17 protein-coding genes are annotated in these 19,877 nt (G+C 43.1%); 16 read left to right on the top strand and 1 reads right to left on the bottom strand.

Going from position 1 to position 19,877, the window contains the following annotated elements; all coding sequences use genetic code 11:
• Positions 1-2 precede the first annotated feature (2 nt).
• From BET01_RS01280 to BET01_RS01270, 3 genes are all read left to right on the top strand, one after another.
• Positions 3-1,052: a MupG family TIM beta-alpha barrel fold protein gene (locus tag BET01_RS01280; RefSeq protein WP_120194945.1), complete on the top strand. Its 1,050-nt coding sequence runs from the start codon at positions 3-5 to the stop codon at positions 1,050-1,052.
• 240 nt (positions 1,053-1,292) lie between these two features.
• Entirely contained in the window at positions 1,293-2,285 is a 993-nt protein-coding gene (locus tag BET01_RS01275; RefSeq protein ID WP_158584959.1) for a phosphotransferase family protein, read from the top strand.
• An 18-nt stretch (positions 2,286-2,303) separates the two neighbouring features.
• A complete protein-coding gene (locus BET01_RS01270; RefSeq protein WP_120194943.1) occupies positions 2,304-3,473 on the top strand; it encodes a tocopherol cyclase family protein in 1,170 nt (389 codons plus the stop codon).
• A gap of 203 nt (positions 3,474-3,676) precedes the next feature.
• Here the strand turns inward: BET01_RS01270 and BET01_RS01265 are convergent, their stop codons facing one another.
• Positions 3,677-4,540, bottom strand: coding sequence for an AraC family transcriptional regulator (locus BET01_RS01265; protein WP_120194942.1), 864 nt, complete (start codon positions 4,538-4,540; stop codon positions 3,677-3,679).
• Positions 4,541-4,738: 198 nt separating this feature from the next.
• On the opposite strand from BET01_RS01265, the gene BET01_RS01260 reads away from it, so the two are divergent.
• The 13 genes from BET01_RS01260 (at position 4,739) to BET01_RS01200 (ending at position 19,833) form a co-directional block, all read left to right on the top strand.
• Positions 4,739-5,590, top strand: a complete 852-nt coding sequence (locus BET01_RS01260) for a class II fructose-bisphosphate aldolase (RefSeq protein WP_120194941.1) — start codon at positions 4,739-4,741, stop codon at positions 5,588-5,590.
• A gap of 19 nt (positions 5,591-5,609) precedes the next feature.
• Entirely contained in the window at positions 5,610-7,130 is a 1,521-nt protein-coding gene (gene xylB, locus BET01_RS01255; protein ID WP_120194940.1) for a xylulokinase, read from the top strand.
• Between the two features lie 3 nt (positions 7,131-7,133).
• The gene (locus BET01_RS01250) at positions 7,134-8,183 is read left to right on the top strand and encodes a galactitol-1-phosphate 5-dehydrogenase (protein WP_120194939.1); all 1,050 of its coding nucleotides are present in this window, start codon (positions 7,134-7,136) and stop codon (positions 8,181-8,183) included.
• Between the two features lie 9 nt (positions 8,184-8,192).
• Positions 8,193-9,128 (top strand): 1-phosphofructokinase, encoded by a 936-nt coding sequence (gene pfkB / locus BET01_RS01245; RefSeq protein ID WP_120194938.1) that lies wholly within the window; start codon positions 8,193-8,195, stop codon positions 9,126-9,128.
• A gap of 1 nt (position 9,129) precedes the next feature.
• Positions 9,130-10,011: an aldose 1-epimerase family protein gene (locus tag BET01_RS01240; RefSeq protein ID WP_120194937.1), complete on the top strand. Its 882-nt coding sequence runs from the start codon at positions 9,130-9,132 to the stop codon at positions 10,009-10,011.
• Positions 10,012-10,032: 21 nt separating this feature from the next.
• The gene (locus BET01_RS01235) at positions 10,033-11,040 is read left to right on the top strand and encodes an aldo/keto reductase family protein (RefSeq protein WP_120194936.1); all 1,008 of its coding nucleotides are present in this window, start codon (positions 10,033-10,035) and stop codon (positions 11,038-11,040) included.
• Between the two features lie 174 nt (positions 11,041-11,214).
• Positions 11,215-12,819 carry a response regulator transcription factor gene (locus tag BET01_RS01230; RefSeq protein WP_120194935.1) on the top strand — a complete coding sequence of 535 codons (1,605 nt, stop codon included), beginning with the start codon at positions 11,215-11,217 and terminating at the stop codon, positions 12,817-12,819.
• Positions 12,797-14,569 carry a cache domain-containing sensor histidine kinase gene (locus tag BET01_RS01225; RefSeq protein WP_120194934.1) on the top strand — a complete coding sequence of 591 codons (1,773 nt, stop codon included), beginning with the start codon at positions 12,797-12,799 and terminating at the stop codon, positions 14,567-14,569. The genes BET01_RS01230 and BET01_RS01225 overlap by 23 nt, the downstream gene beginning before the upstream one ends.
• Complete coding sequence (locus BET01_RS01220; RefSeq protein ID WP_120194933.1) at positions 14,556-15,530, top strand: substrate-binding domain-containing protein; 975 nt, start codon at positions 14,556-14,558, stop codon at positions 15,528-15,530. Before BET01_RS01225 ends, BET01_RS01220 begins: the two co-directional genes overlap by 14 nt.
• A 124-nt stretch (positions 15,531-15,654) precedes the next feature.
• Positions 15,655-17,178, top strand: coding sequence for a sugar ABC transporter ATP-binding protein (locus tag BET01_RS01215; protein WP_120194932.1), 1,524 nt, complete (start codon positions 15,655-15,657; stop codon positions 17,176-17,178).
• The gene (locus BET01_RS01210; RefSeq protein ID WP_120194931.1) at positions 17,159-18,145 is read left to right on the top strand and encodes an ABC transporter permease; all 987 of its coding nucleotides are present in this window, start codon (positions 17,159-17,161) and stop codon (positions 18,143-18,145) included. The genes BET01_RS01215 and BET01_RS01210 overlap by 20 nt, the downstream gene beginning before the upstream one ends.
• Positions 18,146-18,198: 53 nt before the next feature.
• Positions 18,199-19,344 (top strand): substrate-binding domain-containing protein, encoded by a 1,146-nt coding sequence (locus BET01_RS01205; RefSeq protein ID WP_120194930.1) that lies wholly within the window; start codon positions 18,199-18,201, stop codon positions 19,342-19,344.
• A 54-nt stretch (positions 19,345-19,398) separates the two neighbouring features.
• Positions 19,399-19,833, top strand: coding sequence for an RbsD/FucU family protein (locus tag BET01_RS01200; RefSeq protein ID WP_120194929.1), 435 nt, complete (start codon positions 19,399-19,401; stop codon positions 19,831-19,833).
• Positions 19,834-19,877 lie beyond the last annotated feature (44 nt).

Here is a 19,877-nt window from a genome sequence, read left to right as displayed (position 1 = left end):
CTATGAAAACAGGAATCTCTCTTTATGTATCAAGTGGTATAGAGAAAAACAGCAGGATTATAAAAAAGGCAGGAGAACATGGAGCGGAGTATGTTTTTACTTCTCTTCATATTCCAGAGGAAACTGGGGTCAACTACCAGGAGGAGATAAAAACCCTTCTCTCCCTTTGCAGAGAAATCAAATGCAAGGTAATCGTAGACGTTGGCCCGGAGACCTATAAAAAACTTGGTGTTACCAAGATGGAAGAGTTGAAAGACCTTGGTATCACCCACCTAAGGCTTGATTATGGTTTTACGGCCAAAGAAGTGGTTGAGATTGCCCAAAGCTTTTCCGTTGTATTTAACGCCTCCACCATTACAGAAGAGGAACTTGCATTATGGAAAGAGTACGGAGCGGATTTCACCAAATTCGCCGCATGTCATAACTTTTATCCCAAGGAGTACACCGGGCTGTCTTTACAACGGGTGAAGGAGATTAATCTTAGGTTAAAATATCTTGGGTTTGTTACCATGGCATTTGTACCTGGGAATCTAGAACTCCGGGGTCCTATAACTGAAGGGCTGCCTACGGTAGAAGAGCACCGTGGACGAAGGGATGACGTAGTGCTCAATATGTTGGAACTGTTTCAGGAGGGCTGCTGTGATGTGGTGCTGATTGGAGATGTGGACATCAAGGATAGGGAATGGGAAGGCCTTAGGTGCTTAAATAAAGGTTATGTGGAACTTAGAGCAGACCTTCTTCCTGATTATGAATTTATCAAGGGCACCATACACCATGATAGGCCAGATTCTAGTGACTATATATTTCGCTCCCAGGAATCAAGGCAGTATGATCAAGAGATTAAACCGCAACCAAGGCATCATATTTTCATGAGAAAAGCAGGAAACATTTGCATTTCCAACAAAGATTATTTAAGATATATGGGAGAGCTTGAAATCGCCCGAAAAGATCTGCCTATTGATCCTCGGTTGAATGTGGTCGGTCAGATTGACGAAACAGATATGAAGTATCTGCCGTATATTCAAAAGGGATTTGGATTAAAGTTATTGTAAGGGCATAAATATTGATAAGCAGGCTGTCAAACTGGTAGTCTGCTTATTTTTATTTTATAGGAAAGTTCTACCAACTCCCCTATAAAATAAAAAGCAATCCGTGCAGGATGCACATGGCGCTTAAGAGGAGGCTGTCACTAAAGTGACAGCTCGTCAGAGCCAGAGTCTGACAAGTCAGAATGTTTCTTGTATTAGATGGGGTTATCTATAAAAAGGGTAAGTTTCTTATGGGGGTATCAGATGAAGATTACATTATTAAATCGAGAAGATGACAGGCTGCAAAAGCCAGTCACAAAGGAGCAACTTTCCAGGATATGTGAGACCGCATTTTCTGGGAGTGTTGTCACAGAACTAAGGGAACTAGCAGGCGGTTTTTTCAACAATACGTATTTGGTTTATGCAAATGGGGAACGATTTATTTTAAGGATATCTCCTCATAGTAGTGTACATATGAGTTTGTATGAGCGAGCGTTCATGCGCCGGGAATATAATATCCAGCCTTATTTTATGCCACTGGGAGATTGCTTCCCAAAGACAGTATTTGCCGATTTTACCCATCAAATCTGTGAGCGGGATTATGTGGTGCAGACATTCGTGGAAGGAACCAACTGGGAAGAGATAAAGGATGCTCTTACACAAAAGGAAAACGACCGCATCTGGTATGAGGTAGGGACCATTGCAAAACAGATTTGTAGTATAACATCCATGGGCTTTGGTCCTCCACCTCCCGCAGCACAGTTTGAAACCTGGGGAGGTTATCTCATGGCGTATCTTACGGGACTTCAAACGGATATGAAGGAGATGGGATATACTTACAGTCAGGTAGATGGATTCATCGATTTATTTGGTAATCACATGGAACTGTTAAATAACATTAAAACCCCGCGGCTGGTGCACGGGGATTTATGGGAGAAGAACATTCTTATATCTAAAAAGGGCGGCAATTGGCGGGTAACAGGAATTTTGGATTCCGAACGTGCCTATTGGGGTGATGAAATATCCGAGTGGATACATACCTTTATAAAGGTATCTCCTTCCTACTGGGAGGGATATGGAGAACTGTTTGAACCAGAAAACCGTGAGATACGAAGGCTTCTTTACAGGGGGGCGGACCATGTTATGGTTGCGACGGAATGTCGTTTAAGAGATGAGAAGGATCCAACGTGGGCCATGAATCATCTGGATGAAATTATAAAAGAATTAAAATGTATCCTTATCATTTGCAATGGCTGAGGAAAGGTGGTGCCAGCAATGAATAAAAGTGATTTAAAGAGAGACCGTTTCATGTTGACAGGAGCTCTTGGGAAAAAAGGCTATGACTGGTGGTGGCATAATTTTACTGGATTTCATAGAAAGACGGGTGAAGCAAAGACCTTTTTCATTGAGTATTTTGTATGCAATCCAAAGCTAGGTCAGGATTATCCCGTTTTGGGGCAGCTTCCGGAAAATCAGGCGGCTGGTATCCCTCCTTCCTATGCCATGTTAAAGGCCGGGGCGTGGGGGAAAGAACCGAGGCAAATTCATAACTTCTATCCCATATCCCAATTTTCCTATGCGAAAAAGCAGTTAGATATAAAAATAGGAGCAAACCTCCTAACAGAACAGCGGATAAAAGGCAGAGTCAAGGTCACACCAGAGCAGGCAAAGGATCATCCAGAATACATGTGTGATCCAGGAGAGATGAGCTGGAACCTGAGTATTCATAAGAAAATAGCTTATTATGCAGGGTATGGGGCCAGTGCACCATTTCGAGGGTTAAATGCCTTTGAGATGTTCTGGCACGCAGAAGGAATTAAAACTGAATATTCTGGAGAAGTCATATTGGACGGAGAAGCCTATGATGTGATTGCAGACAGATCCCATGGATATGCAGATAAAAACTGGGGAGCTGATTTCACCTCTCCCTGGCTTTGGATCAGTAGTTGTACCATGAAGAGCGTGGTAACAGGAAAAATGTTAACGAATTCCGCTGTGGAATTTGGAGGTGGCAGACCAAAGATCTGGGGTATGGCTCTGGAGAGAAAACTTCTTGGAGGACTTTATTATGAAGGCAAGATGTATGACTATAATTTCTCCAAGTTATGGTCCGGATCCCGGGTGGACTTTAAGTTTCAAGAGGGGAATCGGTATCATACCTGGAAGGTGAAAGCTCAAAATCGTACCTCTATTTTGGAGCTTTCACTTCGTTGTAAAGTAGATGAAATGATATTGATGAATTACGAAGCCCCCAATGGGGAAAAGCTTCATAACCGACTTTGGAACGGGGGAACCGGATATGGGACGATACGGTTATACCAAAGAAAAGGAGATCAGAAAATCCTTATTGATCATATTGAAATGAAGAATACAAGATGCGAATATGGGGAATACGATGGTGAAAAGCTCACGTTTCCTATAGTCAAAGAAAGCTTTTTGGTGTAGAGGAAAGCAATATTTAGTCCCATGTCACTGTTTTATAATTATATCAAGGAAAGGGGCTGTTGCTAAATAGCCTTGTTGGATAGTAATACACAAAAATAAGTCTTGGTTGGTATTATAATCCCCCTATATAGGACAATGAAATATAATAGTCCTGTATAGGGGGATTTTTACGCAAGTCCATGACTAATCCATTCCTATCTATCTTAAACCCGGCTATTCTTCCTATAATTCGTAGGTGTTATGCCGTAGTACTGCTTAAAAGCATAAGAAAAGTGCTGAATGGAAGAGTAATTCAATCGGTCTGCAATTTCCGAAATATTAATGGTATCATCGTTTAAATAAATCTTTGCCATGGACATCTTAGCTTCTGTTTTTTTCTGCAAAAAGGTCTTCCCATAATATTCTTTTAAAAAGCGTTCCGTCTGCCTAATACTTAGTCCAAGCCGTTCTGAAATAATCTCAAGGGTAATGGTCTCATATTCATATAGAAAGCATTCCTCCACAATGATGTACTTACTGTCCACCAGATTGGAAGGAGAAAAATGAGATTTTGACTGGGTCCTGTTCTCATAATTTCGAACGATCTTCACCAGACATTGCTGCAACAGTGCTTCCACCTGAATCATATACCCGGTGAATCTGTGCTCCAGCTCAAAAAAGATCTGTTGCATCAAGGGATATAACTCCTGGGTGTCCTGGCCAAACCAAAAGTGGGTCTTCTCAAATTTATAAGCCACCGTATCCACATCAAGGGGAGGGTGGGAGCTGTTCTTTTGTATTTTAAAATAGATGCAGTACTCTGTCATGGGATCGTTCTTAACTGGAATCTGCTCGTGTTCCACATGAGGTCCTGTCATGTAAAGGGTATTTGGAGTGATGTTATAAATCTGATCGTCAATGCTCACCTTACCATGTCCATAAGGAATGTAATGAAGCTCATAGCTGTTATTTCCATGGCTGTGCTTGGGCATAGACCTTAGGAAGCGTTCAAATGCAATATTTAAAACCAAAAAGGTAGTATCATTGATGGTAGTCTTGATATTTAAGTCCTTAAATCCCGTTCTCATGTCTTACCTCCCATCCTAATTGATCTCTTCTAAATAATCTTACTTTATCAGTAAAAAAACTTCAAGTCAAGGGATGTTCGATAACACGACACCCACCCTCTGCCTATGTCTGTTTATCCCCTAATTTTCTGATTTGGTTCCGGTATAATTAACTTATAAGAAACCTAACAATCACCTTATCTCAAGGAGGAAAAAGATATGTCATTGGTTACATCAAAACAAATGTTACTGGATGCTCAAAAGGGCGGCTACGCTGTAGGGGCTTTTAATGTAGAGAATATGGAAATGCTAAAGGCTGTTGTGGCAGCGGCAGAAGAACTTCAGGCTCCTGTTATGCTTCAGACCACTCCATCAACGGTTCGTTACGGAACGCTGGAAACCTTTAAGGCTATGGCCGCAGCAGAAGCAGAGAAAGCAACCGTTCCGGTCTGTCTTCACCTGGATCATGGCAGCAGCTACGAATTGGTACTTAATGCACTCCGTGCCGGATATACTTCGGTGATGTTTGATGGTTCTCATGCGGATTTCGAGGAAAATATCAGATTGACCAAACAAGCGGCTGACGCAGCTAAGGCTTGCGGTATTCCGGTAGAAGGAGAGCTTGGTAAAGTTGGTGGTAAGGAAGATGATCTAGATGTTGAGGAAGATACCAATACCGATCCCAATCAGGCAAAGGAATTCGTAGAGAGAACTGGAATTACCTCTCTTGCAGTAGCCATTGGAACTGCCCATGGATTTTATGCCAATAAACCGGTTCTTGATAAAGAGCGAATTACGCAAGTGAAGAAGTTAGTATCCATTCCCCTGGTGCTTCACGGAGCCTCTGGCTTAAGTGATGAGGATGTAAGGGAGTGTGTACAAAGAGGAATGTGTAAGGTAAACTTCGCCACAGAGTTAAGAGTCGTATATACCGATGCTGGTAAAAAACTTCTTTTAGAGGATCCAGATCTCTTTGATCCCAAAAAGCTGGGCGTCGCAGGAATGGAAGCGGTAAAGGAATTTGTTAAGGGTCGTATGCTTGTATGCGGCTGTGACCACAAAGCCCGCTAATCATTTTATGGAGGGAAAAATGAAGCCATATTTATTGGGGATAGACATCGGCACGAGTGCCTGTAAGATTGCTGTATTTAACAAGGAAGGAACCGTTTTAGAATCAGCAGCCGGGGAGTATGAAGTCTATTATCCCCAGTCTGGCTGGGCAGAACAAGACCCTGAGGATTGGTGGAAAGTCATATGCAGTACCATGAAAGATATGCTTTCAAAATCAAAGATCAAACCAGATGAGATCGCAGGAATTGGAATCGATGGACAAAGCTGGTCCGCCATTGCCGTTGACAAACAAGGAAAAGTACTTACCAATACCCCCATCTGGATGGACACAAGAGCTTCCCAGATCTGCAAGGAATTAAATGAGAAAATCGGAACAGAACCAATTTTTCAGTTATCTGGAAACTCCCTTCAGCCTTCTTATACCACCGCAAAGATACTCTGGTATAAAGAACATATGCCCGAGGTGTATCAAAAGATAGATAAGATCCTTCAGTCCAACAGCTACATTGGCTTTAAGCTGACAGGCAAGATGACCCAGGATATTTCCCAGGGTTATGGATTCCACTGCTTTGATATGCATACAGGAACCTGGAATGAAGAGATGTGTGAAGCACTTGGAATTCCTTTAGAAATTCTTCCAGATATTTACCCCTGTCATGAGGTAATCGGAACCGTGACCGAAGCGGCTGCAAAGGAATCTGGTCTGCTTCCAGGAACCCCTGTGGTAGCAGGCGGTCTTGACGCAGCTTGCGGAACCCTAGGAGCTGGTGTGATCCATTCCGGTGAGACTCAGGAGCAGGGCGGTCAGGCAGGAGGCATGAGCATCTGCATTGACAGCTACAAAGCCGATGAGAGACTGATCTTAAGCTATCACGTGGTTCCTGGTAAATGGCTGTTGCAGGGAGGAACTACCGGAGGCGGTGGTGTCATGCGATGGCTGGAAAAGGAATTTGCCGACTATGAAAGAGAAGAAGGAAGAAGAATCGGAAAAAGTTCTTTGGATCTCTTCAACCAACTGGCTCAGGCGGTTAAGCCTGGAAGCGACGGGGTGGTGTTCCTGCCTTATATGGCAGGCGAACGTTCTCCAATTTGGAATCCAGATGCAAAGGGAGTCTTTTATGGACTGGACTTTGGAAAGAGCAAAGGTCATTTTATCCGTGCTGCTATGGAAGGGGTTGCTTTATCCTTAAAGCATAACTTAGATGTAGCAGAGGAAGCAGGCGCAAACGTTGATGTGTTAAGAGCTATGGGTGGTTCTGCAAACTCTCTTTTATGGACCCAGATCAAGGCTGATGTAACAGGAAAGCCCATTGTTGTCCCCTCCTCAGATACGGCAACCACATTAGGTGCTGCTATTTTAGCAGGAGTGGGAGTGGGCATGTATGAGGATTTTGAAGAAGCGGTAAAGCTGACCGTAGAAAATAAACGGTATCATGTTCCTAATCAGGCGGACAAAGAGGTCTATGATAAGAATTATAAGATATACCGTAACCTATATGAGAATCTTAAAAATATGATGAGTGAGGAAGGAGAGAGTTAAACGATGAAAGCAGCAGTTGTATGTGCCAATGAAGATGTAAAATACATGGACTATGAGGAACCACAGGTTGGACCTGGTCTAGTAAAGATTAAGGTGAAGGCTTCCGGAATATGTGGCTCTGACATTCCAAGAGTGCTTCATAACGGAGTGCATTTCTATCCAATCGTCCTGGGTCATGAGTTTTCTGGAGATGTGGTGGAAATAGGAGAAGGGGTTACTACTATTAAGACGGGAGACCGGGTTTCCGGTGCACCTCTCATTCCCTGTATGAAATGCGATGACTGTCAAAACGGAAACTTCTCTCTTTGCAGACATTATAGCTTTATCGGTTCCAGACAGCAGGGAAGCAACGCAGAATATATCGTAATACCAGAGCAGAATGCAGTAACCTTTGATAAAAGCATCTCTTATGAGCAGGGAGCGATGTTTGAACCGTCTACCGTAGCCCTTCACGGCTTGTTTCAAAATGATTATAAAGGTGGAGAATACACCGCAGTTCTAGGAGGCGGTACCATTGGCATGTTCACCATGCAGTGGTCTAAGATCTTCGGGGCAAAGAAAGTAGTGGTATTTGATATCAGCGAGGAGCGTTTGGCTTTGGCAAAGCGTCTTGGGGCTGACGAGGTCATCAATACTTCCTTAGAAGGATATAAGGAAAAAGCCATGGAACTAACGGAAGGAAAAGGCTTTGCTTTCGTATTTGAAACCGCTGGACAGATCCCAACCATGCACATGGCATTTGAACTAGCTTCCAACAAAGCAAGTGTATGCTTTATTGGAACACCTCATGAGAACCTTAGCTTCACACCAGCTATGTGGGAAAATATGAACCGGAAGGAATTTAAACTGACCGGCTCCTGGATGTCTTACAGCTCTCCGTTCCCAGGAAAAGAATGGAAGCTGACCGCTCATTACTTTGCTACAGGCCAGTTAAAATTTGATCCTGGATTTATCTTTAAAAAGATGCCTATGAGCGAGGCACAGGAAGCCTTCCAGATGTTTAAGACCCCAGGACTTGTTAAAGGAAAAGTACTGTTAGTCAATGAGGAATAGGAGGCTCTTATGATACTGACCGTTACATTAAATGCCGCTATTGATAAACGATATGTGGTGGATGGATTTCTAGAAGGTGAGGTCAACCGGGTTGCAAAGTGTAGCTATACCCCAGGCGGAAAAGGCTTAAATGTCTCAAAACCAGCCGTAATTGCAGGTGGAGAGGTCGTTGCAACCGGATTTGTAGGAGGCCATGCAGGCCAGTATATTGAGGATGCCTTAAAGCCTTTGGGGATAACCAGTGCATTTTACCACTTGGATTCAGAAAGCCGTTCTTGTATTAATATATGGGATGGCAAAAAGGAGATTCAGACCGAATTTCTAGAACCAGGCTTTGAGGTAAAGCAAGAAGAGTTTGAAGGATTTCTTCAGTTATTTCAAACCCTCATAGAAAAAGCCGATGTGATTGCCATATCAGGCAGTGTTCCAAAGGGGCTTGACGGAACCGCTTATCAGAAAATGGTTAAAATGGTCAAAGATGCAGGGAAAAAGGTGATTTTAGATACCAGCGGAAATCTTCTTAAGATGGGGATTGAAGCTTGTCCTACCATGATAAAGCCAAATCTGGATGAGATTCGTATGCTAACTGGAAAAAGCTGTGACACGTTAGAAGATATGGTGGAAGCAGCCAAAAAGATTCATAGCCAAGGGGTAGAAATCGTAGCGGTTTCTCTCGGCGGGGAAGGTTCCTTTGTAGTCAGTGAATCAGGGGTTTACAGAGCCAGGGTGCCAAAGCTCCATGCGGTTAATACCGTAGGATGCGGCGATTCCATGATTGCTGGATTTGCACTTGGACTGAGTGAAAATCTCCCCATTGATGAGATTCTAAAAAAGGCCAGTGGGATATCTGCCGCTTCTGCGTTACGAGAAGAAACTGGATACTTCCGAATGGAAGATATGGAAAAGCTACTGCCGGAGATTGAGATCACAAGAATTGAGGGATAACATGGAATATTCGTTGAAAAATGAGAATCTAACAGTTTGCTTTGCCTCAAAGGGAGGAGAACTTACCTCCATTAAGAATGAAAAAGGCCTGGAGTACTTATGGCAGGGAGATAAAGAGTACTGGAGCGGTCAGGCACCGGTATTATTCCCCATCTGTGGCAGCTTAAGAGATAACAGGGCCACCACTTTAAACGGGAAAGAGATCCAGATGCCAAGGCATGGAATCGTCCGTAAGGAAGAATTTGAACTAACCTCCATCACTGACGATACCATATCCTTTTCCATCACCTCTGGAGAAGATATGCTTACCAAGTATCCATATCCCTTTGTATTAACCATAACCTATCAACTAAAGAAAAGCAGCATTACCGTTGATTACAGAGTTCGCAATGCAGGGACAGAAGATATGCCCTTTTTCCTGGGAGGTCATCCAGCCTTTCGCTGTCCATTAAACCCGGGAGAAGCCTACGACGAATATGAGGTCCGGTTTGAAAAAGAGGAAGAAGAAACAAATCCTTGGCCCTCCACAGAGACAGGACTTATTGACATGGAAACCCGAACTTCCCTTTCCTGGAACAAAAGAAGTCTGACCTTAAAACATGAGCTGTTTGAACAAGATGCCATTGTATTTGACCGGATAAAATCTAGGAAGGTGACCTTAAGTCACAAGGATAAAAAACAGGGCGTGGAATTTTCCTTTGAAGACTTTCCTTATCTGATGTTATGGTCAACCGCCAATCACGGTCCCTTTATCGCGATGGAACCATGGACCGGACTTTCTACCTGCAGCGACGAAGACGATGTGTTTGAGCATAAGAGGAATGTTACGATCTTAAAACCTGGGGAAGAAAAGCAACTGGAATATAAGATTTCAATTATATAAAAAGAGAAGGAGAATCAGAATATGAAACCATTTATTGAGCCATCATTGGTACCAAAAGTAACATTATATACAGGCGAGGAAATTCCTTGTGTTGGTATGGGAACCTTTGGTTCCGACCGTTTCACTCCAGATGAGGTATCTGGCGCCGTTGCAGGAGCAATCCGCTGTGGCTACCGCATGTTTGACTGTGCAGCCTGCTATGGAAATGAAGATCAGATCGGAGAAGTATTTCGTCAGGCATTTACAGAAGGCGTAGTGGAGCGTAAGGAATTATTCATCATGACTAAGGTATGGAATGATATGCATGAGAGAGTAGAAGAATCCTGCAAAAAGAGTATCGTTGATTTGCAGTGCGATTACATTGACATGTTCTTTATCCATTGGCCATTCCCTAACTACCATGCACCAAACTGTGATGTAGATTCCAGAAATCCAGATTCCAAGCCATTTAGCCCAGAGGAATTCTTAAAAACCTACCGCAGATGCGAGGAATTAGTGGAAAAAGGACTCATTCGCAACATCGGAATATCCAATATGACCATTCCAAAGTTAGAAGCTGTTCTTCCCCACATGAAAGTAATGCCAGCTGCCTGCGAGATGGAACTTCACCCTTGCTTCCAGCAAAAAGAGCTGTTCAATTATCTGGTTGCCCACAAGATTCAGCCAATCGGCTTTATGCCATTAGGCTCCCCTCAGAGACCAGAACGTGATATGTGTCCTGAAGATGTGGCAGATTTACAGACACCAGAGATGAAGGAAATCGCTGCAGCTCATGGAATTCACCCAGCAGTCGTAGCATTAAAATGGGCGCACCAGAGAGGTCAGATCCCAATTCCATTTTCCATTCATGAGGTGGAATACGTGAGCAATTTAAGGTCATTTACAGAAGACCCACTGACAGAAGAAGAGATGAGCCGTATCGCAACCTTAGAGAGAAATAACCGTCTGGTAAAAGGACAGGTGTTCTTATGGGAAGGTGCAAATGACTGGCATGATCTGTGGGATGAAGATGGAGTTATCGTAAAATAACAAAACACATAAGAAAAATCAAAATCCCTGAAGCGCGCCCTTGGTAACTTCAGGGATTTTGAAATAAATACTATTTTCTTTTCTGATAACTGTGTATAATTGTATAAAGTGCACAAAATAAATCATGCAAAGCAAACCAGACCAGTTGGATTCATTGAGTTAGAGGAGAGAGTTATGTATAAGGTATTGTTGGTAGATGATGAGATTCTGATCAGGGAACGAATTTCTCAAAGAATACCGTGGGAATCTTTGGGGTACGAATTAAGGGGGACTTGTGAAAATGGTAAGGAAGCCATCGAATTTATGGAGAAGCAGCCGGTAGACCTTGTGCTGACTGATATCTGTATGCCGTACGTAGATGGCCTGGAGCTTGCAAAATATCTTTATGAGAATGAGAAAAGAACAAAAGTAGTGATTATTACTGGCTACGATGAATTTGAGTATGCAAAGAAGGCGGTGGAATACCGTGTTCTTTCTTATGTATTAAAGCCAGTTACCGCAGTGGAGTTAATTGAAAAATTAGAAGAAGCAAAGAAAACGCTGGATAGTGAAGAGGCCAATCTCCAGGTGAGAACGTATTATGAGGGCAGCTTTCCCTTGTTAAAAAACCAGTTTCTCCTTCAGCTATCGAAAGGAAAGTTCCAGGAAGAGGAGATTGAAGAAAAGCTAAAAGAATTTCACATTGATTTTCAAGGGGAGTGTTACTGCACCGCCCTGCTTTATCCTAGAGTAGGGTTAGAAAAAAGAGAGCTTGCCCAGATGTCTTCCCTCATAAATAGAGAAGCAGGAGAGGATGTGCTTGCCTTTGAGGGTGACGATAATAACATCATTCTTTACGTGAAAAAGAAAAACAGCTCCCAGCTAAAAAAAGATATGTCGCACATCTGCGAAGCGGCAGCAAAAAGCAGTGAAAGAGAGTTAAACATTCAGGTGTTTTCCTTAATCGGAACCTGTGTATTCCACTTAGGAGGTATGGGATTTTCCTATGAAAAGGCCATGGAGTTAAAGGAATATCTTTACCTGGAACGGGATAAGGGAATCTATGAATGGGACAAGTACCAAAAATACAAACTGAGTGCCCAGGGGATGATCTGTGAAAATGATCGGGAAAAGCGGATCGTGCTGGCGGTGAGAAGTAACTTATCAGAAGAAGTGATGAAGGAAGTCTGCGGGATTCGTGAGGAATGTGTGGAGAGGTGGATTGCAAAGAATAAAGTTGTGGTCTTATATCAGAGCCTGATCCTTGCGGTGATGAACTTCTTTGAACGGTTGAATATCGTAGACGACGCCTTCTTTTTAAAGGAACAGGAAATTATCTCCGGACTTTTTGGCTGTACTTATATCTCTGAAATGGAGAAAAAGGTCTTGGAGTTTTTTGAGATGGCGGTAGATATGATGAACAGCAATCGTGGCAATTATGGAGACCATCAGGCAATGGCAGCCTTAGAATACATCAACAGCCATTACGCAGACTGTGATCTTTCCTTGCAGGAAATATGCGAAAAGCTGGCCATCAGCGTCAGCTATTTCAGCTCTGCTTTTAAAAACTACACGGGAATGACCTTTGTAGAGGCGTTGACCAAACGGCGGATGGAAAAGGCAATAGAACTACTAGAGAATACCTCCTTAAAGACCTATGAGATAGCAGAAAAATGCGGATACAACGATGCCAATTATTTCAGTGCTATCTTTAAGAGAACCACGAAAATGACACCCCGGGAATACGCAAGAACCTTGATAAGCCGGAAAGGGACCTATGAAAAGCAGAATCGGATTTAAAAGCATAAGGACCAGTATGATCATATACTTTTCTTTGTTGGTTCTACTTACCGTAACGGTTTTTATGTTCTTCTCCATTCGATATACAAAAAAGAATCTCATGGAGAATTCAGAAAAGAACAGCAAGCTTCTCATTGAACAGGTGAACTTTAACATTGAAAACTATATTAACTATATGGAAAATATCTCTCAGGTGATTATGAGCAACCGGGATATGACCAGCTACTTATTTGAACCGAATACAAAGGAGACGGGAAGCGATCTAAAGGAAGCGTTTCAGACCATTCTTCATGCCAGAAAGGATATTTATAACATTGCGGTATTAGGGGATAACGGAAGGTACTTTATTAACAATGGAACGGACGCCTTAAACTTAAGGTCCAGACTGGCTAAAAAGGAGTGGTATGTAGATGCCAAAAAGGAGGGGAGCAAGATATTGATCTCCTCTTCTCACGTCCAGAACCTGGTGAGTAACGATTATAAATGGGTGGTAACCTTAAGCAGAGGAATCACAAACCCTGAGACTGGGAAGGTGGAGGGGCTTTTGGTCATTGATCTAAATTATGATGTCATCAACAACCTATGTGAGTCCATCAGTCTGGGAAACAAGGGGTATGTCTATATCATTGACCGAAAAGGTGAGATCGTATATCATCCCCAACAGCAGTTAATCTTAAGCGGAGTGAAAAAAGAGCTTCTGAAAGAAGTATCAAACGTCAGGTCAAGCCTTACCTATACCGATGAAAAGGGTGAAAATAAAATCTATACCCCCTTTCATTCAGACAAAACAGGCTGGACCATTGTGGGAGTGGTATACACCTCAGAGCTGGCAGGGGATGAGAAAGCGGTAAGAGCCATGTACATTGGGACAGCCTCGATTCTCATTCTATTTGCCAGTATTCTTGCTGTTTTACTCTCAGCCAAGATTACAAAGCCAATTAAGCAGCTACAGGCAGCTATGAATGAAGTACAAGAAGGAAAGTTTGAACAAGTCTATATCGATACCGGCGGAGAAAATGAGATTTCAAGCCTCACCCGGTCCTTTAACCGGATGACCAAACGCATTGATGAGCTGTTAAAGAATAACCGGAAGGAACAGGCGGAGAAACGTAAAAGTGAGCTAAAGGCTCTCCAGTCCCAGATCAATCCGCATTTTCTTTATAACACCTTGGATTCGATTATCTGGCTTATTGAGACCGAAGACTCAAGCCAGGCCATCAAGATGACCTCCGTCCTTGCCAGGTTCTTCCGTCAGGCCATTGGAAATTCCAAGATTTACGTTACCATCTGGCAGGAGCTTGAGTACACAAGAAATTACTTGTTGATTCAACAGATGAGGTATAAAGACAAGGTGGCCTTTGACATCCAGGTGGATGAAGACGTTATGGAGTGTGCCATTGTAAAACTGGTGCTCCAACCCCTGGTGGAAAATGCCCTGTATCACGGGCTAAAATATAAGACAGAGCAGGGTAACATCATAATTACCGGATGCCGTCAGGGAGACCGCGTGATTCTTACAATCAAGGATGATGGGATAGGAATGACAAAGGAAGCCCTTTCTACCATATTTCAGAAGAAAACCTCGGACAAACGGCATAACGGAGTGGGGATGAAGAATATCGAAGACCGCCTTAAGATGCATTATGGGCCGGACTATGGACTGATTGTGGAGAGTGAAGAAGGAGTAGGGACGGTGGTCAAAGTCATCATTCCTTACAAACGTATGGAGGACACGGATGAAGAGACATAAAAATGGGTTATTGCTTCTGACATTCTTTTTATTAGCGGTTGTTTTCCTTTCCATGGTGTTTCAGCTAGAAGAATTTAATCAGAAGAAAACCGTTAAAATCGTATTCATACCAAAGGTTCAGGATAAGACAAATGACTTTTGGATGTCCATGATATCCGGTGCCAAAAGTGCAGGGAAAGAATATCAGGCCAATTTGACCATTCTTGCCCCTGAGGAAGAAAATGATTACCAGATGCAGAAGCAATACATTGAAGAAGCAGTGAAGATGAAACCGGATGTGATTGCCCTCGCCCCCATACAGTATTCAGAGATGACGGATACCGTAAGGAAGATAAAAGAGGCCGGAATTAAGCTGATTTTAATTGATTCAAAGATTGATGAAGATCTGGAAGAAACGTATATCGGAACAAACAACCGGAATGCTGGTCTGCAAATGGGAAAGAAAATGCGGGATTATGTGAACAAGGACTCAAAAATAGCAATCGTATCTCATGTAAAAGGCTCTTCCACCGCCATGGAACGGGAAGCTGGGCTAAGGGAGGGGCTTGGTGATTATGAGGATCGGATTGAAGCAGTTCTTTATAGCAACTCTGACTACAGACAAGCCTATGATAAGACAAAGGAGCTGATGAGAGACCATCCAGACATCAACCTAATTGCAGGACTAAACCTTTATTCCACCGTAGGGGTGGCAAGAGCCATTAAAGAGATGAACCTAAACCGTGAAGTCAATATCGTGGGATTTGATAATGATATTGAAGGAATCCAGTATTTAGAAGAAGGAATCATTGACACCCTCATCGTCCAGAAACCCTTTAACATGGGCTATCTTGGAATCCAGACGGCAGTGGAGTCTGTAAGGGGAAATAAAATGGAGAAAAATATATACTGCGACACGGAAGTCATCACCTTAGACAATATCTACACCGACGAAAACCAAAAGCTTTTGTTCCCATTTTAAAGAAAGTAAAATCCTCTTCTTTTTTTGTAAGATACTCTATATTACCTTGCGTTTCTAGGTTATATAATGGTATCAACAGAGCAGGAAATGTTGCTCAATCTAAAAAGAAGCGGAGAGTGAGAATGTGGGCAGTGTTATGCTGAGAATGAAGGGGATTGATAAGTCCTTTCCAGGTGTACATGCTTTGGACCACGTGGATCTGGATGTCATTGGGGGCGAGGTCCATGCACTTATGGGAGAAAACGGCGCCGGTAAATCAACCCTTATGAAAATCCTTACGGGTATCTACCTAAAGGACTCTGGAACCATTGAATTTGAAGGTAAGGGAGTGGAATTTACTTCCCCAAAAGAAGCACAGGATGCAGGAATCGCCATCGTACATCAGGAACTGAACATGATGAACCACTTGACCGTGGCACAAAATATTTTTATCGGCCGAGAAATGATGAAGAGTGGATTTATCAGCGACTCCATGATGAATAAAGAGGCAAGAAAGTTATTTGACCGGTTAAACATTGATATTGACCCGTCTGAAACTATGGGGAACTTAACCGTAGGACGGCAGCAAATGTGTGAGATTGCAAAAGCCATATCAAGAGAAGCCAAACTGATGGTATTTGATGAGCCTTCAGCCGCACTGACGGAGTCAGAGATTGAGGAACTTTTTAAGATTATAAGAGATCTTAAGTCCAAGGGAATGGGAATCGTCTATATCTCCCACCGAATGGATGAAATAAAGGTAATCACAGACCGGGTAACGGTCATGCGAGATGGAACCTACGTTGGAACCATGATTACAAAAGACAGCACAAAGGATGACATCATCAATATGATGGTGGGCCGTGTTATTTATGAAGATCCAAAGCAGACTAGCAGCGTGCCAGAGAATGCGCCAGTCGTATTAAAGGTAGAGCATCTAAGCGCTGGGAAGATGGTAAAGGATGTAAGCTTTGAACTTAGAAAAGGTGAGATCCTGGGATTTTCCGGACTCATGGGAGCAGGCAGAACGGAGCTAGCCAGAGCCATCTTTGGAGCAGATAAAAAAGATGAGGGGACCATCTACATCAATGGAGAACAGGTGGAGATTAAAACCACAGAGGATGCAGTATCTCATGGAATTGGATACCTTTCAGAGGACCGAAAACGATTTGGCCTCGTGGTTGCAAAATCCGTAGCAGAAAACTCCACCATGTCAGCCTTGTCCTTATTTATGAAGGGTGTTTTCATTGACAGACAAAAGGAACGCAAGGAAGCAGAAAGTTATGTGAAGCTTTTGAAGACGAAAACTCCTTCCGTAGACCAGCTTGTAGTGAATCTGTCAGGAGGTAACCAGCAGAAGGTGGTTATTGCCAAATGGCTGATTCGAAACTGTGATATTTTAATCTTTGATGAACCTACCAGGGGAATCGACGTAGGAGCGAAAAGTGAGATCTACCATCTAATGAATGAGCTTGTCAAGCAAGGGAAATCCATCATCATGATATCATCGGAGATGACAGAGATTCTTAGAATGAGTGACAGGGTTCTGGTTATGTGCGAAGGGCGCATCACCGGAGAGATCCCCATTGAAGAGGTATCACAGGAACGTATTATGGCTGCGGCTACTTTGAGAAACCAGGAGGACAACAATGGAAAAACTAAAAAATAATCCCATCATCAAAGCGATAGGAACCCAGAGACTGGTGGCTTTATTGGCTCTTATCCTACTCTACCTTACATTTGGAATCATGAATCCTAGATTTGCCACTTACAGCACCATGGTCAATATCTTTGACGCATCTTATTACATTGGATTTATGGCCATTGGTATTTGTTTTGTTATAGCAACCGGAGGTATTGATCTTTCCATCGGTACCGTACTTACTATGTCAGGTCTGGTGGCCGGATTTTTAAGCGTAAATATGGGATTCCCCATTTGGCTGGTTATCATTATCTGTATTTCAATTGGTACTTTATTCGGAGTCATAAACGGGCTTTTAGTAGCAAAGCTTGGACTCCCTCCATTCATTGCGACACTGGGCACCATGATGCTTTCAAAAGGAATCGGTTCCATCATTACAGGAGCCCAGTCTGTTACCTGGAAATCAGGATCAGACCCAGAAGGCTGGTACCGTTCTATATTTAAAATTAAGACAGAAGGCGGCCTCCTAATCCCCACTGGCTTTTTATTCCTAATCGCTGCAGCCGTACTCATGGCAGTTGTTATGAATAAGACAAAAACAGGCCGCTACATTCTGTCACTTGGTAGCAACAAAGAAGCAACCAGGTTGTCCGGTGTCAACGTGGATAAATATTTAATCATCGCATACGTCATCAGCGGTACCTTTGCAGGAATCGCAGGGCTTGCTTACTCCACCATCTACTCCACTTTATTACCAGGAGGCGGTGCAGGATTTGAGATGGATGCCATCGCAGGCGTGGTTATCGGGGGAACCTCCATGTCAGGAGGAATCGGAACCATAGCAGGCACCATGATCGGTGTGTTCATCATCTCCATACTTAAGACAGGACTTCCCTTTGTGGGCCTTCAGACCCATTACCAGCAGGTAGCAACCGGTCTGGTGTTAATCGTGGCAGTCTTTGCAGATGTATATAGAAACCGGAAGAAAAACTAACTAGCCATGTGACTCGAAAGATTCCACATAGAAAATGAAGGAGGAAGCAAAAAATGAAAAAAAATGTATGGGGCGTTTTATTAACAACAGCAATGGTAGCATCTTTGGTAGCCGGCTGTGGAAGCAAGACAACTGCGAATCCAGGAAAAAGTGAAGCAGGAACAACAGTAGCAGAAGGAAAATCAAGTGAGGCAGCTACCACCAAAGGGGAAGATAAGGGCGGCGATGTAACCGTTTATATGGTAGCAAAGGGCTTCCAGTCCCAGTACTGGCAGGCCGTTTATAAGGGAGCAGAAAAAGCGTCCAAAGAATTAGGTGTGAAACTGGAATTCCAGGGACCAGATTCCGAATCCGATATTGCGCAACAGGTTCAGATGATGAACAATGCAGTTCAGATGAAACCAGCAGCAATTGGTCTTGCAGCTCTTGACGTATCTGCATTAAATGACAGCATCAAAGCATCTCAGGATGCAGGCATTCCGATCGTAGGATTTGATTCCGGCGTACCAAAAGCACCAGAAGGAGCCGTTGTTGCCAATGCAGCTACCGATAATTACAAGGCAGGAGAAGTGGCAGCCGTATACACATATCCTCTAGTTAAAGATCTGATTGCCAAATCAACCTCCAGCGTTAGAATCGGTGTTTTAAACCAGGATGCAACCTCAGAGTCCATCATAAACCGTGGTCTTGGTTTCATCGATAAGCTTGCAGAGTTAATTAAGGCGGACGGGAAAACCGTATCTATCACTGGTAACGATAAGTTCGTAGGCGATGCAAAGGTAGACAAAGGAACGACTGCGAATGTAATCCTTGACGTAGCGGTTCCTTCTAAGGTAGAAGCTTCTCTTATGACTACAGATGCTCAGACTATCTTAAACAAAGATGATACCATCTGCATCTTCGCTTCCAACCAGAAAACTGGAGAAGGCCTTTTAACCGGAGATGAGAACTTAGGAAGACTTGGAAAAGACGTAATCGGCGTTGCTTTTGATTCCGGAACCATGATCAAAGATGGAATCAAAACAGGCAAACTGGCTGGTGCCGTAACTCAAGCTCCCGTAGAGATTGGATATCAGACCGTGAAACTTGCCGTTGCAGCAGCAAAGGGCGAAAAAGTTACTGATGTAGATACAGGCAGTCAGTGGTATAATAAAGACAACATGGACAGCAGTGAGGTTTCACAAAACTTATACGATTAATTATTTGGCGCTCTTCTTTTATAGAAGAGCGCTATTGGAGAAAAGGAGAGTATTATGTTAAAAGGAATACCACCAATTATCAGTCCCGAGTTATTAAAAGTATTATGTGAAATGGGTCACACCGATGAACTTACCATTGGAGACGGTAATTTCCCAGGTCATACCTATGGAAAGAAGGTAATCCGAATGGATGGACACGGGGTTCCTGAAATCTTGGATGCAATCCTTCAGCTATTTCCTCTTGATACCTACGTGGAGCACCCGGTCACCTTAATGGGAGTGGTAAAAGGGGATGACGTAAAAACTCCAATTTGGGATACTTATAAAGAAGTTGTGGCAAAGCATGATAAGCGAGGCGCAGACTGCTTTGAAGAGATTGATAAGTGGGATTTTTACGATAGGACGAAAGATCGTTCCACTGTGGTAATTATGACAGGGGAAAAAGAGTTGTACGCAAATATTATATTAAAGAAGGGCGTTGTAGTATAAAACGTTCCTTTCCAACCATAGAAAAAGCTGAGTCTATAACAGGG

This window comes from Lacrimispora algidixylanolytica, assembly GCF_003609635.1.
GTDB classification, from domain to species: Bacteria; Bacillota; Clostridia; order Lachnospirales; family Lachnospiraceae; genus Lacrimispora; species Lacrimispora algidixylanolytica.
This window is presented reverse-complemented; position numbering and strand designations above follow the sequence as displayed.

Bases quoted from the DNA above. Each gene is read 5' to 3' on its own strand.
- xylB (WP_120194940.1), top strand. From the start codon at position 5,610: ATGAAGCCATATTTATTGGGGATAGACATCGGCACGAGTGCCTGTAAG.
- BET01_RS01220 (WP_120194933.1), top strand. From the start codon at position 14,556: ATGAAGAGACATAAAAATGGGTTATTGCTTCTGACATTCTTTTTATTA.
- BET01_RS01280 (WP_120194945.1), top strand. From the start codon at position 3: ATGAAAACAGGAATCTCTCTTTATGTATCAAGTGGTATAGAGAAAAAC.
- BET01_RS01275 (WP_158584959.1), top strand. From the start codon at position 1,293: ATGAAGATTACATTATTAAATCGAGAAGATGACAGGCTGCAAAAGCCA.
- BET01_RS01225 (WP_120194934.1), top strand. From the start codon at position 12,797: ATGAAAAGCAGAATCGGATTTAAAAGCATAAGGACCAGTATGATCATA.
- BET01_RS01235 (WP_120194936.1), top strand. From the start codon at position 10,033: ATGAAACCATTTATTGAGCCATCATTGGTACCAAAAGTAACATTATAT.
- BET01_RS01230 (WP_120194935.1), top strand. From the start codon at position 11,215: ATGTATAAGGTATTGTTGGTAGATGATGAGATTCTGATCAGGGAACGA.
- BET01_RS01260 (WP_120194941.1), top strand. From the start codon at position 4,739: ATGTCATTGGTTACATCAAAACAAATGTTACTGGATGCTCAAAAGGGC.
- BET01_RS01200 (WP_120194929.1), top strand. From the start codon at position 19,399: ATGTTAAAAGGAATACCACCAATTATCAGTCCCGAGTTATTAAAAGTA.
- BET01_RS01210 (WP_120194931.1), top strand. From the start codon at position 17,159: ATGGAAAAACTAAAAAATAATCCCATCATCAAAGCGATAGGAACCCAG.
- BET01_RS01270 (WP_120194943.1), top strand. From the start codon at position 2,304: ATGAATAAAAGTGATTTAAAGAGAGACCGTTTCATGTTGACAGGAGCT.
- BET01_RS01265 (WP_120194942.1), bottom strand. From the start codon at position 4,540: ATGAGAACGGGATTTAAGGACTTAAATATCAAGACTACCATCAATGAT.
- pfkB (WP_120194938.1), top strand. From the start codon at position 8,193: ATGATACTGACCGTTACATTAAATGCCGCTATTGATAAACGATATGTG.
- BET01_RS01240 (WP_120194937.1), top strand. From the start codon at position 9,130: ATGGAATATTCGTTGAAAAATGAGAATCTAACAGTTTGCTTTGCCTCA.
- BET01_RS01205 (WP_120194930.1), top strand. From the start codon at position 18,199: ATGAAAAAAAATGTATGGGGCGTTTTATTAACAACAGCAATGGTAGCA.
- BET01_RS01250 (WP_120194939.1), top strand. From the start codon at position 7,134: ATGAAAGCAGCAGTTGTATGTGCCAATGAAGATGTAAAATACATGGAC.